The organism is Flavobacterium gyeonganense, assembly GCF_029625295.1.
Taxonomy (GTDB): Bacteria; Bacteroidota; Bacteroidia; order Flavobacteriales; family Flavobacteriaceae; genus Flavobacterium; species Flavobacterium gyeonganense.
Window position 1 is genome coordinate 1,034,097 of sequence record NZ_CP121112.1, and the last position, 16,946, is coordinate 1,051,042.

Below are 16,946 nucleotides of genomic sequence, written 5' to 3' on the forward strand. Positions count from 1 at the left end.
AACAGATCTAAAATGTCTTCTAAATCTCAGAATACAATAGTATAGCTACTAAGGCAACTATTATTGTTAAAATATTATAGTAATATTTATACTACAAGATTCGTGCCGCAAATTCTGTCCAAAATCTTTCAAAAAAAAACCTCCCGAAAATTATAACTTTTCCGGGAGGTTCAATCCTACAACTATTAATAAAAAAAATGATATTATTTCCAGCCACCGCCTAAGTCTTTGTAGACATAGACTGCTGCGTTGAGCTGTTCTTTTTTGGTGTCTATCAATTCTAATTTTGATTCTAAAGCATCACGCTGTGTCATCAAAACTTCGAAATAATCTACTCTTGCCGATTTAAACAAATCATTCGAAACCTCAATCGATTTATTTAAGGCATCAACCTGCTGTGATTTTAAGTCGTAGCTTTTTTGTAAATTATCAATTTTAGAAAGCTGATTCGAAACTTCCAGATAGGCATTCAAGATCGTACGGTCGTAGTTGTACAACGCCTGAAGCTGTCTGGCATTGGCACTTGAAAACTCTGCTTTGATAGCATTTCTGTTGATCAGCGGTGCTGCAAGATCTCCTGCCAGCGAGTACAAGATAGATTCCGGAAACGTAAACAAATAAGACGGTTTAAAAGCCTGTACACCAAATGCTGCCGAAATATCCAATGAAGGATAAAACTCGGCACGGGCTACTTTTACATCTAATTTGGCCGCTACCAATTCTAATTCGGCTTGTTTCACATCGGGACGGTTCATCAATAACTGAGATGGAATTCCGGATTTTACTTCTGCAGGCAATAAAGTTAAAAAGTTAGTGTTCGTTCTCTTCACTTCCTGTGGATATCTTCCTAATAAGAAATTTATTTTATTCTCATTTTCTTTAATTTTCTGAAGAATATCAAACTCTAAACTTTTAGAAGTCAAAACCTCAGCCTGAAATTTCTGCACGCCAAGTTCTGTAGCTCTGGCAGCCTGCTTTTGAATTTTTACAATTTCTAAAGCATTTGTCTGCAATTCGATAGTCTGTTTTACAATATCAAGCTGACTGTCTAAAGCTAATAATTCGTAATACGAATCGGCTACCTCAGCAATCAGATTGGTGATCACAAAGTTTTTGCCTTCTACAGTTGCCAGATAGCGGTTTAGTGCCGCTTTTTTAGAATTGCGCAATTTTTTCCAGATATCTACTTCCCAATTAGCATAAGCAGCAATGGTAAAATCTCCTAAAGGATCTGGCATTTCTACACCTGGTTTAATTTCTGTAGTGGCATCACCCGCACCCTGACTGGTGTAGCGCCCTACTTTTTCTACTCCTGCTCCTGCGCGTACACCTACAGATGGCAGTAAAAGTCCTTTTTTAACACGAATATCATTTTTTGCAATTTCGATTTCCTGCAAAGTAATGTTTAGTTCCTGATTGTTTTTTAAGGCTGTATCAATTAAGTCAATCAGATTTTGATCCTTAAAAAATGTTCTCCACTTCATGGACCCCGTATTGACTGTATCCAGATTTTTGACTGCTCCAAAAGATTCCGGAACAGGAGAACTTGCCGTTGCAGTCTCGGCTACAGGGGCTTTACAGCCCACTACAGCAAGACAAAGACCTAATGCAATACTATATTGATATGCTTTGAATTTATACATGATTGTTGTCAATTTCTTCAGTTAATGGATTTTCTTCTTCATGTTTTACCAGTTTATGCTTCTCGGCAATTTTAGCAAAGATGTAATACAAGCCCGGAATTACGAATACTCCGCAAATCGTCCCGATTAACATACCTCCTGCTGCTGCAGTACCAATAGTTCGGTTACCAATTTTTCCCGGACCAGTGGCAAAAACAAGCGGTATTAGTCCGGCAATAAATGCGAATGAAGTCATCAAAATAGGACGGAACCTTGCCTTTGCACCTTCCATCGCAGCTTCTAAAACCGTTTTGCCTGCAGCATGTCTCTGGATTGCAAACTCTACAATCAATACGGCATTTTTACCTAATAATCCAATAAGCATAACCATCGCTACCTGCGCATAAATGTTGTTTTCTAATCCTGCAATCTGCAGTAAAAGGAAAGCACCAAAAATACCGGCAGGAAGAGAAAGAATTACTGATAATGGCAGAATAAAACTTTCGTACTGAGCTGCAAGAACCAGGTATACGAATCCTAAACAAATTAAGAATACCCAGATTGCCTGATTACCTTGTGCTACCTCATCGGCAGAGATTCCCGCCCAGTCAATATCATATCCTCTTGGTAATTTTTTCGCAGCTACTTCCTGAATCACCTTAATCGCAGTACCGGAACTGTAACCTGCAGCCGGAGAACCACTGATCTGTGTAGAAGTGTACATATTATGACGTGTAATCTCTGAAAGTCCATATACTTTTTCCAGTTTCATAAAAGCAGAATACGGCACCATCTCATCACGATTGTTTTTCACATACAACTTCAAAATATCATCTGGCTGGGCACGATATTCCGGTGAAGCCTGAACGATTACTTTATAGTTAATTCCAAATTTGATAAAACTGATTTCATAATTACTACCCACAAGAGTCGACAGGGAATTCATGGCGTTTTCGATTGAAACCCCTTTCTGCTGTGCTAGGTCATTGTCTACTTTCATCATAAATTGAGGGAAACTGGCACTGTAAAAACTAAACACATTGGATAATTCAGGCTGTTTGTTTAATTCAGCCACAAAATCGTTGTTTACCTGCTCCATTCTCTTATAATCCCCAGAGCCTGTTTTATCTAACAAACGAAGCTCAAATCCTCCGGCAGCTCCATAACCAGGTACAGCTGGCGGTTGGAAAAACTCGATATTAGCTCCTGCGATATCTTTGCATTCTTCCTCCATTTCATGCATAATCTCCAGAACAGATTCTTTTCTTTCACTCCAGTCTTTTAGATTCACCAAACAAGTACCTGAGTTTGCTCCTGTACCTTCTGAGAGGATTTCATAACCTGCTAATGAAGAAACCGATTTTACTCCATCAATATGTTCTGCAATTTTTTGAACTCTCTCTGCAATATTGTTGGTTCTTTCTAATGAAGATCCTGGTGGTGTCTGGATAACCGCATAAAACATTCCCTGGTCCTCATTTGGAATAAATCCGGAAGGCACGTTACTGCTTATTAACCATGTTCCGGCACAAAATCCTAAAAGCGCCACTATGGTAACCACCCTTCTGTTGACAATTTTACCTAATAAATTTTGGTACTTGCCCTGCGCCAGATTAAACTTGTTGTTGAAACCATCGATAAACCGGTCAGCAAGAGTTTTTTTCTTAGGTTTACCATGATTGTTTTTTAACATCATCGCACACAAAGCCGGAGTCAGGGTCAATGCCACAATACCCGAAAGAATAATTGCTGTGGCCATGGTAACTGAAAATTGTCTGTAGAATACTCCAACAGGCCCCGACATAAACGCTACCGGAATAAATACTGCCGCCATAAGAAAAGTAATTGCAATGATTGCCCCCGCAATTTCGTGCATTGCTTTTTTAGTAGCCTTAAATGGCGACAGATGTTCTTCTTCCATCTTGGCGTGAACGGCTTCGATAACCACAATCGCATCATCGACGACGACCCCGATTGCTAATACCAAAGCAAATAAAGTAATTAAGTTCAGCGAAATATCGAAAAATGTCATGAACACAAAGGTACCTACCAGCGATACCGGAACCGCAATGGCCGGAATAACCGTTGAACGCCAGTCTCCTAAGAAAAGAAAAACAACTAATCCTACCAGAATAAACGCTTCAACCAACGTGTGAATTACTTTTTCGATAGAAGCGTCAAGGAATTTAGAAACGTCATATGAAATTTCATAATCCATTCCTTTTGGAAATCTTTGCTTGATTTTTTCCAGCTTGGCTTTTACTTCTTCAATAACCTGATTGGCATTACTCCCAAAAGATTGTTTCAATACAATCGCAGCTGATGGTTTTCCGTTCAAATTCGAATAAATATCATACATCGAGCTTCCAAACTCTACTTTTGCAATATCTTTCAAACGTAAAAGCTCTCCGTTTGGATTTGATTTTACGACAATGTTCTCATATTGTTCTTTTGTAGTAAAACGGCCGGAATATTTCAATACATATTCAAATGCCTGAGAACGTTTTCCTGAACTTTCCCCTGTTTTACCCGGAGAAGCCTCCAAACTCTGACTTGATAAAGCTTCCATTACCTCGTCTGCAGAAATTTTATAAGCCAGCATACGATCCGGTTTCAGCCAGATACGCATGGCATATTCACGTGTTCCTAAGATATCTCCGGAACCAATACCGTTTACCCTTTTTAATTCAGAAAGTACGTTAATATCGGCATAGTTGTATAAAAACTTCATGTCGGTATTTGGGTCTGTACTGTAAAGGTTCACGTACATCAGCATACTTGGTACTTCTCTGGTAATTTTTATACCTTCACGAATTACCAAAGGAGGAAGTTTATTGGTAACAGAAGCCACACGGTTCTGAACGTTAATTGCCGCCTGGTTAGGATCTGTACCTAAGTTAAAAACTACTTTTATTGTTGCTTCACCATCGTTTCCGGCATCTGAAGCCATATATTTCATTCCGGGAACTCCGTTTAAGGCTCTTTCCAAAGGAATAACAACCGCCTTAACCATCAATTCTCCGTTAGACCCAGGATAGTCTGCAGTAACATTCACCATTGGAGGTGAAATGGTAGGGAATTGGGTAATTGGCAAACTCAATACCGATAAGACCCCTAAAAAGACAATTATCAACGATATTACTATCGAAAGAACAGGTCTTTGAATAAATTTATTAAACATCTGTTTATTTTTTTTATGATTGAACTAAAAAAAAGTTTAAAATTGTTTCAGGTTTAAAGTTTCAGGTTAAGCTCAACTTGAAACCTGAAACTTTACACAACAAAAACAAAAAACTATTCTGCTTTTAGTCTTAAATTGTTGATTACCTTTTGCGGAGCGATATAAACGTAATTGATTTTATCTCCTTCTTTTACTTTCTGAACACCTTCAAGTAAAATTTTATCATTTTCTGTCAGTCCGCTGCTTACAACATATAAATCCGGAATTTCACCAGTAATCGTAATTTCTTTTGCGCTTACCTTATTGCTCTTATCGACAATAAACACGTATTTTTTATCCTGAATTTCGTAAGTCGCTTTTTGTGGAATCACAATAGCATTTTTTAAAGGAACCAGCATCTGAACCTTCCCGGTTTCTCCGTTTCTAAGTAATTTTGAATTATTAGCAAACCTTGCCCTAAAAGCAATATTTCCGGTTTCGTTATTAAATTCACTTTCTATAACCTCAACATTTCCTTTGTACTTAAAAGGTTCTCCGTTGGCCAAAAGTAGCCCTACTTTTGTTTCTGCACGGTCTTTTACATCGGTTTGATATTGCAGGTATTCCGGCTCAGAGACATTAAAATAAGCAAACATCTGAGAGTTATCTGAAAGGCTGGTCATCAATTCTCCTTCATCAATAAGACTTCCTAATTTTAACGGAATACGGTCGATCGTTCCGTCAAAAGGCGCTTTGATTTCGGTAAATGACAAATGAAGTTTAGCCAGTGCCACTTCTGCTTTTGCCGACTGCAGTTTTGCCTGGGCAACACTTAGTTCGTTTTTAGATACGATATTTTTATCTGCCAGGGTCTTTGCATTTAAAACTTCAATTTCTGCAGACTTTTGTTCTGCCTGCGCTTTTAGCAATTCTGCCTGATACATGTTGGGCATAATTCTGAATAATAACTGACCTGCTTTTACAAACTGCCCTTCATCAACATAAATATTTTGCAAAAACCCTTTCTCCTGGGCGCGGATTTCGATGTTTCGTACAGAACGAATCTGTGAAACATATTCTTTGGTAAATGAAGTGTCAATTTTTACAGGATTGGTTACTGTAAATTTTTCTGCTTCCTCTTTTTCTTCTTTTTTAGATGTACAACTGGTTAGGCACACTAAGGCAATTAAGCCTGTGAAAATAATTCTTTTCATGATTTAAGTATGGAAATTAAGCGATTGAATGCTTGGAATAAAAAATTCCTTTAGAGGTAAAAAGCATCAGTAACCATAGTCAGAACAGAACTATCCCATGTGAAGAAGTAAAAATATACATCACGAGATATGAATGTTCATAACTCAGGCAACCGATGTATACGTATTTATCAGATTCTTAAAACGCGCTGCGTAATGTAAATAGGATTTGAATAGCCACAGAATGGCACAAAGAATTTGAAATAACGGTGATAATTTACAGTAATCTGATCTGAGAATGTCAGATACCAATTATCAAGCAGACTATAATTTGCAGCAAAAATTTTGCCGCCTAAATCATTTTTAAGAGCATCGCCTCCCAGAAATTCCTCATCCAGATCAAGATCGGCTTCTTCAATTATAGAAGTTCCCTGTTCGTGGGTGATATATTTTACACGGTGTTTATGCTCATAATTGTGAGATGAAGAATTTTGATGGGTACCGGCATTGATATATTGCCCTCCGCCCAGCAGAAGGAAATTCATAAATACCAGAAATATAATTATTCTTCTCATATTGGTTGCGAAAGTAAGGAAAGAATTGAAACAAAAAAATAAATTTTAATAAGGTTTAACAACTATAAACCAACTAAAACGTTTTCTTTCGCCCATTAAAAATTTAACAAATTAATTTTCAGATTTAATTTGTAAAAAATAGAAGACTTTTTTCGTTGTCAAATAAATCCTTTTTCATTTTTTAACCACTGGTTATCATTTAAATAACTTAAAAACACAAAATTATTTCTTCAATTCAGTCTATTTTTGGGTAAAAGAACTTCTCTTACAAATAAAATATTTCTATATTCGTTTAACAAATATCAATTAACCCCAAATTAGTTTTTATGAAACACGTATTACTTACTTTATTTTTTATGGCGACCTGTTCAGTATGGTCACAATCAGCAACTGGTTATTTCGACAAAGCAATGAAGAAAGCTGAAGCCGGTAACACAAAAGGCGCCATTGCAGACTACACAAAGGCAATCAGTATGAATTCAAAATTTGTAGAAGCCTATCAGAACCGTGGTGTAGCCAAATTCAAGCTAAACGATTTCACGGGCGCTTTGGCTGATTTTAACAAAACCATAGAGTTAGATAACATGAATGCCGATGCCTATACAGGAAGAGCAAATGTAAATTACAAACTATTAAATTATCCTGATGTTATTAAAGATTGTTCTTATTCCATTATGCTAAACCCAAAAGATTATGTATCTTATAATCTTAGAGCCTTAGCCTATAACAAATCAGGCGACAAAAAAATTGCTGTAAAGATTTCTCAAAAGCAATAGAATTAGGCAGCCAGAGCGCTATTAAAAATAGGGCTACTTTCTGTAAATAAAATATAATAGCAAACATACCAAAGCAATCTGTACAAGTTACAGATTGCTTTTTTTATATAAATTCAAATCTATTACAGCTGTAAAATCGCCTTTTTAAACCTTAATTTTTTAAATCTTTACATTTTGATCCGGTTTTAAATGTTATCAGATTTTATTCTATTTTTGTTCATCCAATAACAAAAAATGACAAACAATATAAAAACCGTTTTCAGCATAAAAGATCTGGAAAACTTATCTGGCATTAAAGCACATACTATCCGCATATGGGAGAAAAGATATAATATTCTGGAACCAATGCGAACAGATACCAATATCAGGCTTTATAATCTGATCAGTCTGCAAAAACTGCTCAACATTACATTGCTGCATGAGTACGGTTACAAAATATCTAAAATAGCCACTTTTCCTGAAGAAAAAATTCCTCAATTAGTTCGTGAAATTATTTCTATGAAAAATTCGCAAAACTATGCCATCAATTCGTTTAAGATGGCTATGATGAATTTCGATCAGGAGCTTTTTTTTAACACCTTTGACTGGCTGATTTCTGAAAAATCATTTCAGCAGGTTTTTAAAGAGCATTTTCTTCCTCTGCTGAAAGAATTAGGACTTTTATGGCAATCACAAACCATCAGCCCGGCAAATGAACATTTCATGAGCCATCTGATCAAACAAAAAATATTAATTTACACCGAAGAACTTCAAATTCTGAAACCCACCAAAACAGATAAAGTATTTGTACTTTCATTACCATTGAATGAAATTCATCAAATAGGATTACTGTATCTTCAATACGAAATTTTACTTCAGGGTTATAAAAGTATTTATCTGGGCGAAAGTATGCCAATAGAAAACCTGGAGGATCTTACCAGACATTTCAATACCATCACATTTGTAACTTTTATGACTGTGCAGCCTGACCGCGGTATTGTGAATCAGTATGTAAAAACAATGGAACAAAAATTACTTTTAAAAAGCAATGAAATTTGGCTGATAGGCAAAATGACAGAAAACATTGAACGAAAAAATCTTTCTGATAGAACTTTTGTTTTTGACACCATGGAAGAAACGCTTCAAAAAATATAATTTTTGTTTAAAGTTTTTGTACATTTGTTAGACAAATGAAAAAAACTATCTCCATAATAGGCTCCGGATTCTCAGCCTTAGCAGCTTCCTGCTATCTGGCAAAACAAGGCCATACTGTCACAATTTACGAAAAAAATGATTCGATTGGCGGAAGGGCAAGACAATTGAAAAGCAACGGTTTTACCTTTGATATGGGGCCTAGCTGGTACTGGATGCCGGATGTTTTTGAACGATTCTTTCAGGATTTCGACAAAAAACAATCGGATTATTATGAGCTTATTAAATTAAATCCTGCTTATCGGGTTTATTTTGGCATTGATGATTTTATAAATATCTGCGACAATCTTGAAGCAATAAAATCTACTTTCGAGAACATCGAAAAAGGAAGCGGACAAAAGCTTCAGAGTTTTATCAATGAGGCTAAAAGCAATTATGATATTGCCATAAAAGATCTGGTATATCGTCCCGGAGTTTCTCCTTTAGAATTAATAACACCAAAAACTGTTTTAAAACTTAATCAGTTCCTTAGCAACGTTAGCTCTGATATCCGAAAAGAATTCAAAAATGAAAGACTGATCCAGATTTTGGAATTCCCGGTTTTGTTTCTGGGTGCAAAACCTTCCAAAACCCCTTCGTTTTACAATTTCATGAATTACGCCGATTTTGGTTTAGGCACCTGGCATCCTAAAACAGGGATGTTTGATGTGGTTCGCGGGATCGAAAAGCTGGCTTTAGAATTAGGCGTGACAATCAAAACCAACTCCGGAATTGAAAAAATAATTGTAGAAAATAAAACTGCAACAGGAATTGTAGTGAACGGAAAAACAATCCAGTCTGACATTATTTTAAGCGGTGCCGATTACCAGCATACCGAAACTTTACTCGAAAAAGAACATCGCGCCTATTCTGACAACTATTGGGAGAGCCGTGTTTTTGCACCTTCTTCGCTTCTGTTTTTTGTAGGTTTTGATAAAAAAATAGAAAACATAACGCATCATGCCTTATTCTTTGATGTCGATTTCAATCAGCATGCAGCTGATATTTATGATGACCCAAAATGGCCTGATGCCCCATTGTTTTATGCTAACTTTCCATCAAAAACAGATCTGACAGCAGCACCTGAAGGAATGGAAACGGGTTTCTTTTTAATTCCGCTAGCACCGGGAATAAATGACAGTGAAGCACTTAGGGAAAAATATTTTGAAAAAATCATCACTCGTTTTGAGCAGATTACACAACAAAAAATAAAAAATAATATTATATTTAAGAAATCATTCTGTAAAAACGATTTTGTAGCGGATTATAATGCTTACAAAGGAAATGCTTACGGAATGGCAAATACCTTATTACAAACCGCTTTTTTAAGGCCAAAACTAAAAAGCAAAAAAGTACGTAATTTATATTTTACAGGACAATTAACAGTCCCTGGCCCAGGGGTTCCGCCTGCTTTAATTTCAGGAAAACTGGTTGCTGAGTTAATTCAAAAATCACTTTAGATCTTAAAAAATGAAATCATTATTCGACACCGTTTCTTTCAAATGCAGTAAGCTGGTTACCAAAAACTACAGCACTTCTTTTTCGCTTGCCGTACACATGCTGGCACCAAGCATTCGCGATGCCATTTACAGCATTTATGGCTTTGTGCGCTTTGCTGATGAAATTGTAGATTCTTTTCATGACTATGAGAAAGAATACCTTATTGACGATTTCGAAAAAGAATATTACAAAGCAAAACAATTAGGAATCAGCCTCAACCCAATTCTTAATTCTTTTCAGCATACTGTAAAACAATACAATATTACTGACGATCTGGTTCAGGCTTTTTTAAAAAGCATGAAACTTGACCTCATTAAATCAAACTACAACACCCAGACCGAATATGAAGATTACATTTACGGTTCAGCTGATGTTGTAGGCTTAATGTGCCTGAAAGTTTTCGTGAAGGGAAATAATCAAAAATATGAGCAGCTCAAAAATGAAGCTATGCGATTAGGATCAGCTTTTCAAAAAGTGAATTTTCTACGGGATTTAAAAGATGACAATCTTGTTTTGAACCGAAATTATTTTCCGGGAGTTAATCTGAATTCATTCGATGAAAATGCAAAAACAGCCATCATCAACGAAATTGAAGAAGATTTCAGAGTTGCGTATCAGGGAATCGTAAAGCTTCCAATTGAAGCTAAATTTGGGGTTTACACTGCTTTTGTCTATTATAAAAAACTACTGAAAAAGCTTAAAAACACACCCTGCTCCGAAATTGGAAATTCAAGAATCCGTGTTTCAAATTACACTAAAGCAGGTCTTTTGGCCCAGTCTTTTGTAACTTACAAATTAAAATTAGTCTAAAAAACAAAATATAAATGATTTCTTTTTTAATCTTTTTAGGTGTTTTTCTGTTCATGGAATGTGTTACCTGGCTCACGCACAAGTACATTATGCACGGATTAATGTGGTATTTTCACGCAGACCATCATCAGCCTAAATACGAACATACTTTTGAGCGGAACGATATCTTCTTTGTTATTTTCGCCATTCCGAGTATTGTGCTGTTTTACTTTGGAGTCCAGGGTGGTTTCAATTATTTATTTTTTGTAGCCTGTGGCATTACAACATATGGTATCTGTTATTTTTTAATTCACGATGTATTGATCCACCAGCGTTTTAAATGGTTCAAAAACACCAAAAACAGATATCTTGTTGGCCTGCGAAAAGCACATAAAATCCACCATAAACATTTAGGAAAAGAACACGGGGAATGTTTTGGAATGTTATTCGTCCCTTTCAAATATTATAAAATGTAAAATGATTTGGGCGTTACCCTGCAGAAAAAGCGGTGTCGGGTTTTCCGTTCCCACTTCCCGATAAAAAATCGGGAGAGCTCCACTGCAACCCCTAACGCATTCGTAAATCAGGAAATTCTCTCTAATCAAGTCTATGAAAATATATAAAATAGAAACCGTTCAGCATCTTAACGCCACTATTGAAGAATGCTGGGACTTTTTTTCGAGCCCAGAAAACCTTCAAACCATCACACCCAAGAATATGAGCTTCGAAATTCAGGATTTTGATGGAAAGCGCATGTATCCCGGACAAATTATAAGCTATACGTTAAAACCTTTGTTCGGAATAAAAATAAATTGGGTAACCATCATTACCGTTTCTCAGGAAAACCAATATTTCATAGATGAACAGCGTTTTGGGCCTTATGCTTTATGGCACCACAAACACTTTTTTGAACCGGCAGAAAATGGCGGAACTAAAATGACCGACATTGTACATTACGCCATTCCTTTTGGATTTCTGGGACGAATTATGAATGCGTTAGTTGTAAATAAAAAGATAAATTGCATCTTTGATTTTCGTCGTACCAAAATCGAGGAATTGTTCAATTCGAAATTATAATTACAGATTTTAAGCTTAAACACATAGAAACATAGATTCTTTTTGTGGTTAAAGATGTTTCACTAGTATAAAAACACATAGCTATGTGTTCAGAAATGTGTTTCTCTTTTATAACCTTTTCAGGAAATTAAAATCTATGTGCCTATGTGTTAAAAAATATTCCGTGAAAACTCATACAATGACAAAACAAAAAGTTTCTTTTTTCTGGTTCCGACGCGATTTGCGTTTAGAAGACAACACAGGTTTGTTTCATTCCCTGCAATCCGGTTTTCCTCTGATTCCGCTTTTTATTTTTGATGATGCAATTCTGGAAAGCCTGCCAAAAAATGATGCGAGAGTCAGTTTTATTTATGATTCACTTGAAAAAATAAACAAGGAGCTTAAAACAATTGATTCATCACTTTTAATCAAAAAAGGAAAAACATTTGAAGTATGGAATTCGCTTATTGCTGAATTCGACATTCAAAATGTTTTTTTTAATAAAGATTATGAACCGTATGCTATCAAACGTGATCTGGCCATTGGTAAAGTATTAAAGCAAAATAATATTGAATCGTTTTCTTTCAAAGACCATGTAATTTTTGAAGAAAAAGAAATCACAAAAACGGACGGACTTCCGTACACGGTTTACACGCCATACAAAAACAAATGGCTGGAGAAATATAAAATGGCAGGACAAGCTCCTGAATACGATACCAAACCATTATGGAGCAACTTCGCAAAAACACAATTTCCATTTCCTGAATTGTCCAAAATTGGTTTTGAGAGAAGTACCATAAAAGTGCTGCCACATAACTTAACTCAGATTGGGAATTATAAGGAAATCCGGGATTTTCCCGCTTTGGATGGAACTTCTTATTTGTCTCCGCATTTGCGTTTTGGAACGGTGAGTATCCGAAAATTAGTAAACTGGGCCAACCGAAAAAATCAGACTTTTTTAAGCGAATTGATCTGGAGGGAATTCTTTATTCAGATTCTGTTTAGCTTTCCGAAATGTGTCAATCATAATTTCAAGCCGGCTTATGACGGGATTCAGTGGCGCAATAACGAAGACGATTTCAAACGCTGGTGTTCCGGAACTACAGGTTATCCAATGGTTGATGCCGGAATGCGACAGCTCAATGAAACCGGTTACATGCACAATCGTGTGCGCATGGTTGTCGCCAGTTTTTTATGCAAACATTTATTGATCAACTGGCAATGGGGCGAAGCTTATTTTGCCGAAAAACTTTTGGATTTTGAATTAGCTTCCAACGTTGGAAACTGGCAATGGGCAGCCGGAACGGGCTGTGATGCTGCTCCGTATTTCAGGGTTTTTAATCCGGAAATCCAGCAAAAGAAATTCGACGAAAAAGGAATCTACATCCGCAAATGGATTCCTGAATTTGATTTGGGTTATAACGAACCTATGATTGATCATGCCTTTGCGAGGGATCGTGCAATTGCTACTTATAAGGATGGGATTATTAAGTAACGGTTTGGAACGACAGCGGGTTTGGGACTAAATTAAACCAATTGCCAAAATCCGTTGTAGTGGCTGTTGATGGCTGGCTTATTTATTTTACTTCGCTCCAATATTTTTCCATCAACGGAATTCTTTCCATTGCTTTTTTTGCATTCTTATCGTATATATTTCCAAAATTTAAAAAAGATTTTTATCATATCTGAACCAACTTCCTTTGCTATTATCTTCATTTTCTGAATTTGGATATATTCTCTTTCTTTGATTTAGGTGATGAGCAGTTAACTTTTAAATTCTGTAATTTCACCCCAAGAGCTCACATATTCTTTGCCTTTATGATTGGCAAGTTCAATGACAAATCCACTGTTATGCGCCCTGCATCATTTTATCTTGCTCCATTCAAATATACCTTGCTGTTCCGCAATAATGCTTACGACTTTTCCATTGGTCGTTTTAAATTCACATTTGATGTCTGATAGGTTTTTCATCTGGAATTTTGTTTCCGATTGAAAAAGTATGGAAAAAGAACCCTGGCCTGAAATAGTAGCGCTCATGCCTTCTCGTTCTTTTCGGATCGTAATCGTTCTTTTCGGATCTGAAACCAAACTATAAACCCCAACATACAAATTCAAAACGGCATCGCTTAACTGTATCTCCTTTTGTAATGACTTACCCAATAAGATTTCCGAAACTTTTATTGACAACTCATCCCTTGGTGCGCTTTCGGAATTGAATAACAATACCATGAAAAGTTGCTGTTCCGGAAAATATGCCTCATAAGTACAGAAACCATTTTTGGCACCGCCATGATCAATTCGCTTTATACCATTGAATTCGGTAATATTCCAGCCAAACCCATAATTTATTACTGTTCCATCCTTAAGCTTATATGGTGTAAATGCCAAATCCAATAGTTCTTTTTTTAAGATTTTATAAGACAAAATGCCATTTTACCATTTTTGTAAATCAATTGTAGAGGAAAGAAGACCGCCTGCTGAATAACCAATTGTAGCGCTCCAGAATTCTGCCTTTTTATATATTTTCCCGTCTTTAAAATACCCCGAGGCGCGATTCTGTATGATGGTCTCATCGCTATCATAATATGTATCGGTCATTCCCAAAGGATCAAATATATTTTCCTTTAAATATTCCTGGTACGTTTTGCCACTTACTTGCTCAATTATATAACCTAAAAGGATGTAGTCGGAATTACAATATGCGTATTTTGTTCCTGGTTCATATTCCAAAGGGAGGTTCCTGAAAACGTTTATCAATTCAACCGGCTTGTAATCCAATCTTTCACCAAATTTTTGCCCTGTATCAACTTGTAAATAATCTTTAAGGCCCGAAGTATGCGATAAAAGGTTTTCGATTAGGATATTATTGGCAGGAAAATCGGGGATGTGCTTTTGTACATTATCGGATAATGCAATTTTTCCCTGGCTAACTAACTGAAGAATTGAAATAGCGGTAAACTGCTTTGTAATGGAAGCTAAGCTGAAAATGGTTTGCGGCTTCGCCGGGACTTTTAATTCCAGATTTGCACTTCCAAATGCTTTTTCGTAAATTATTTTTCCATTTTGTGAAACGAGAGCGGAGCAACCCGGTGTGTTAGCCGAAAAATGTGAAGTAAAAAGATTATCTAATTCTTTTTCGGAACGGAAATTTTGACAATTACTGTTTAAACTTAGAAAAAGGCAAATAAGTCTGATTGAATTTATTCGTATCATTTCGTATCATTTTTTTGCATGTTGCACAACGTCAGTCTGTGAAAAAACCTCTTCAAATTTAGAAAGTATTCGGAGAGCTACCGCAAAAAATCTCAAATATGAGATTCTCAAGACGTTGATTTTAGTTTTTTCAAAAACTGACGTTCTGGCGTTAAAAAAGGTTTGGGATTAAAGATGCGAGTTTTTTCTATTATACACACATTTACCAATTACAAAAACATCCTTAAATTCGGCCAAATGCCCAAATCTCTTGTAACGGCTGTTGGCAGATCGTTTTTTTAATTACAATTTTACATCTATAATTCTTTCACTACATTTAGTTGTTGTTACTGACATATCTGGTATTTGGGTTTCTTGATTTTCTTTAGTAAAACTACTAATTGATAACGTATAAGACCCCGTTTTTAAATGTAAAGTGTCTTTTAGAATTCCAATTGCACTAGTTTTAGTTCTCGAGATTGTAAGGTCTTTGCTAAGAATAAACACTTTATGGTTTACTGAGTTAGAAGAATAATTAAGAGTCAAAACTCCAAAATTATGTTTTTCACAATCTTCCAAAATAATTTTTTCATCGTTGTTACTACAATTATAACTTAATAGAGCTAAAAGAATAATGATTACTACTTTTTTTATCTCAATTTTCATAACCTTCTGTTTTTTTTAAAATTTAGTTTAAATATTTACAATGTATGTTTTTTAAAATGTCTGCCAACGTCAGTCAGTGAAAAAAACTCTTCAAAATTAGAGAGTATTCGGAGAGCTACCGGCGAAAAATCTCAAATATGAGATTCTCAAGACGTTGATTTTAGTCTTTTCAAAGCCTGACGTCGGTTGGGTATTGCCGAAGCTGGCGATTTTTAGCCCTAAAATTCAACCGTTGAACAAATGTTTCATCTTAGACAAATCTCAAATCGAAGCCGTTCAGCCCCGCTTTTGGCAATACCTTGTTCTAGGCAGTTTATTGTTATTCGAGTAACCATTCTTTAGATTTTGTTATGGTTTTTGTGTTATCTGAAACTTCAACATCAGGAGTTATCTTTCCTATGTATTTTTTCTTTGTTCTATCTTCGCAATAGGCAGTCGCTAAAAAAAGCATTGCCCCGTTTGATAATTTAAAATTCTGATTTGCTGTAGTATAGCCACTTGTTTTTGTTCCAAAAGATTTTGAATTTTCCCTGCCTAACAATGATATTGCTGCCATTTCTCCACTGCTGCCTGTTAGTGAATCAATTAATATTGCTATCTTGTTATGTAGGTTTTTGCATTTATAGTTGTTTTTAGAAGTACTTTGCCATTTTATTCTTTTTCCTTTTGACACGAAATACCCTACAGTTCCATCTTCAATAATTGGGTTTAGCCCTGCTAACATTGGCCACATATTTCCGCCCCCATTTCCTCTTAAATCTACAATCCAGCCTTTTATGGAATATTTTTCATCCAATAATTGAATTTGTTTTCTTAATGTATCGGCATAGATAAAATTATCTTTTTCATTCATCGACAAATGTGCAGGTAGAAAAATATAGCCAATTGAATCATCGATAATTTTTGATGATGGATAATTTAAAGTTGTATCGTTTGATACTATTTTTTTTAAATTAGACTTATCATAATAAGAAGAATGAAAATCTCCGTACTGTCGTAGTTTATCCAGAATTGAAGAAAAAATAATTTTATTTGAATCAACCTCATCCAATTTTGTAATTTTTGTCAAAATATCTCTACGGAATTCTTTCCAGTTTATGGAGTCAGCAACTATTGAGTATGCTTTAATGTATGTCAATATCTCTTTGGATACTTTTTTTAACTCCTCTCTATCTTTATTTTGACTATAACAATTCGTCCCAAGGATAATTATAAAAAATAGTGTAAATATATACTTCATACGATTA

General features: G+C 35.6%; 13 protein-coding genes and 1 pseudogene. 7 read left to right on the forward strand and 7 right to left on the reverse strand.

The genetic code is table 11. The annotated features are described in order from the left end of the window. Positions 1 to 203: 203 nt before the first annotated feature. The 4 genes from P5P89_RS04390 to P5P89_RS04405 all read right to left on the reverse strand — a co-directional run bounded on the left by P5P89_RS04390 (position 204) and on the right by P5P89_RS04405 (position 6,520). Positions 204 to 1,643, reverse strand: a complete 1,440-nt coding sequence (locus P5P89_RS04390) for a TolC family protein (RefSeq protein ID WP_278010906.1) — start codon at positions 1,641 to 1,643, stop codon at positions 204 to 206. Next, positions 1,636 to 4,803: an efflux RND transporter permease subunit gene (locus P5P89_RS04395; protein ID WP_223681991.1), complete on the reverse strand. Its 3,168-nt coding sequence runs from the start codon at positions 4,801 to 4,803 to the stop codon at positions 1,636 to 1,638. Before P5P89_RS04395 ends, P5P89_RS04390 begins: the two co-directional genes overlap by 8 nt. A gap of 113 nt (positions 4,804 to 4,916) precedes the next feature. After that, positions 4,917 to 5,996, reverse strand: coding sequence for an efflux RND transporter periplasmic adaptor subunit (locus P5P89_RS04400; protein ID WP_278010907.1), 1,080 nt, complete (start codon positions 5,994 to 5,996; stop codon positions 4,917 to 4,919). 170 nt (positions 5,997 to 6,166) lie between these two features. Beyond that, positions 6,167 to 6,520, reverse strand: a complete 354-nt coding sequence (locus P5P89_RS04405; protein ID WP_278010908.1) for a hypothetical protein — start codon at positions 6,518 to 6,520, stop codon at positions 6,167 to 6,169. Positions 6,521 to 6,876: 356 nt separating this feature from the next. Between P5P89_RS04405 and P5P89_RS04410 the strand changes: the two genes are divergently transcribed. The 7 genes from P5P89_RS04410 to P5P89_RS04440 all read left to right on the forward strand — a co-directional run bounded on the left by P5P89_RS04410 (position 6,877) and on the right by P5P89_RS04440 (position 13,336). After that, entirely contained in the window at positions 6,877 to 7,326 is a 450-nt protein-coding gene (locus tag P5P89_RS04410; protein ID WP_278010909.1) for a tetratricopeptide repeat protein, read from the forward strand. A gap of 234 nt (positions 7,327 to 7,560) precedes the next feature. Next, on the forward strand, positions 7,561 to 8,460 hold the full coding sequence (locus P5P89_RS04415) for a MerR family transcriptional regulator (RefSeq protein WP_278010910.1): 900 nt from the start codon (positions 7,561 to 7,563) through the stop codon (positions 8,458 to 8,460). A 35-nt stretch (positions 8,461 to 8,495) separates the two neighbouring features. Continuing rightward, complete coding sequence (locus P5P89_RS04420) at positions 8,496 to 9,956, forward strand: phytoene desaturase family protein (RefSeq protein ID WP_278010911.1); 1,461 nt, start codon at positions 8,496 to 8,498, stop codon at positions 9,954 to 9,956. A 10-nt stretch (positions 9,957 to 9,966) separates the two neighbouring features. Then, a complete protein-coding gene (locus P5P89_RS04425; RefSeq protein ID WP_278010912.1) occupies positions 9,967 to 10,806 on the forward strand; it encodes a phytoene/squalene synthase family protein in 840 nt (279 codons plus the stop codon). Between the two features lie 14 nt (positions 10,807 to 10,820). Further along, positions 10,821 to 11,261 (forward strand): sterol desaturase family protein, encoded by a 441-nt coding sequence (locus tag P5P89_RS04430; protein WP_278010913.1) that lies wholly within the window; start codon positions 10,821 to 10,823, stop codon positions 11,259 to 11,261. Between the two features lie 133 nt (positions 11,262 to 11,394). Beyond that, the gene (locus tag P5P89_RS04435; RefSeq protein WP_278010914.1) at positions 11,395 to 11,862 is read left to right on the forward strand and encodes an SRPBCC family protein; all 468 of its coding nucleotides are present in this window, start codon (positions 11,395 to 11,397) and stop codon (positions 11,860 to 11,862) included. Positions 11,863 to 12,040: 178 nt separating this feature from the next. Further along, positions 12,041 to 13,336 (forward strand): cryptochrome/photolyase family protein, encoded by a 1,296-nt coding sequence (locus tag P5P89_RS04440; protein ID WP_278010915.1) that lies wholly within the window; start codon positions 12,041 to 12,043, stop codon positions 13,334 to 13,336. A 368-nt stretch (positions 13,337 to 13,704) separates the two neighbouring features. Here P5P89_RS04440 and P5P89_RS04445 read toward each other — a convergent pair. From P5P89_RS04445 to P5P89_RS04455, 3 genes and pseudogenes are all read right to left on the reverse strand, one after another. After that, a pseudogene (locus P5P89_RS04445) lies at positions 13,705 to 15,054 on the reverse strand (serine hydrolase domain-containing protein). A 282-nt stretch (positions 15,055 to 15,336) separates the two neighbouring features. Next, positions 15,337 to 15,699: a hypothetical protein gene (locus P5P89_RS04450; RefSeq protein ID WP_278010916.1), complete on the reverse strand. Its 363-nt coding sequence runs from the start codon at positions 15,697 to 15,699 to the stop codon at positions 15,337 to 15,339. Positions 15,700 to 16,018: 319 nt separating this feature from the next. After that, a complete protein-coding gene (locus P5P89_RS04455) occupies positions 16,019 to 16,939 on the reverse strand; it encodes a S41 family peptidase (protein WP_278010917.1) in 921 nt (306 codons plus the stop codon). Positions 16,940 to 16,946: the final 7 nt, after the last annotated feature.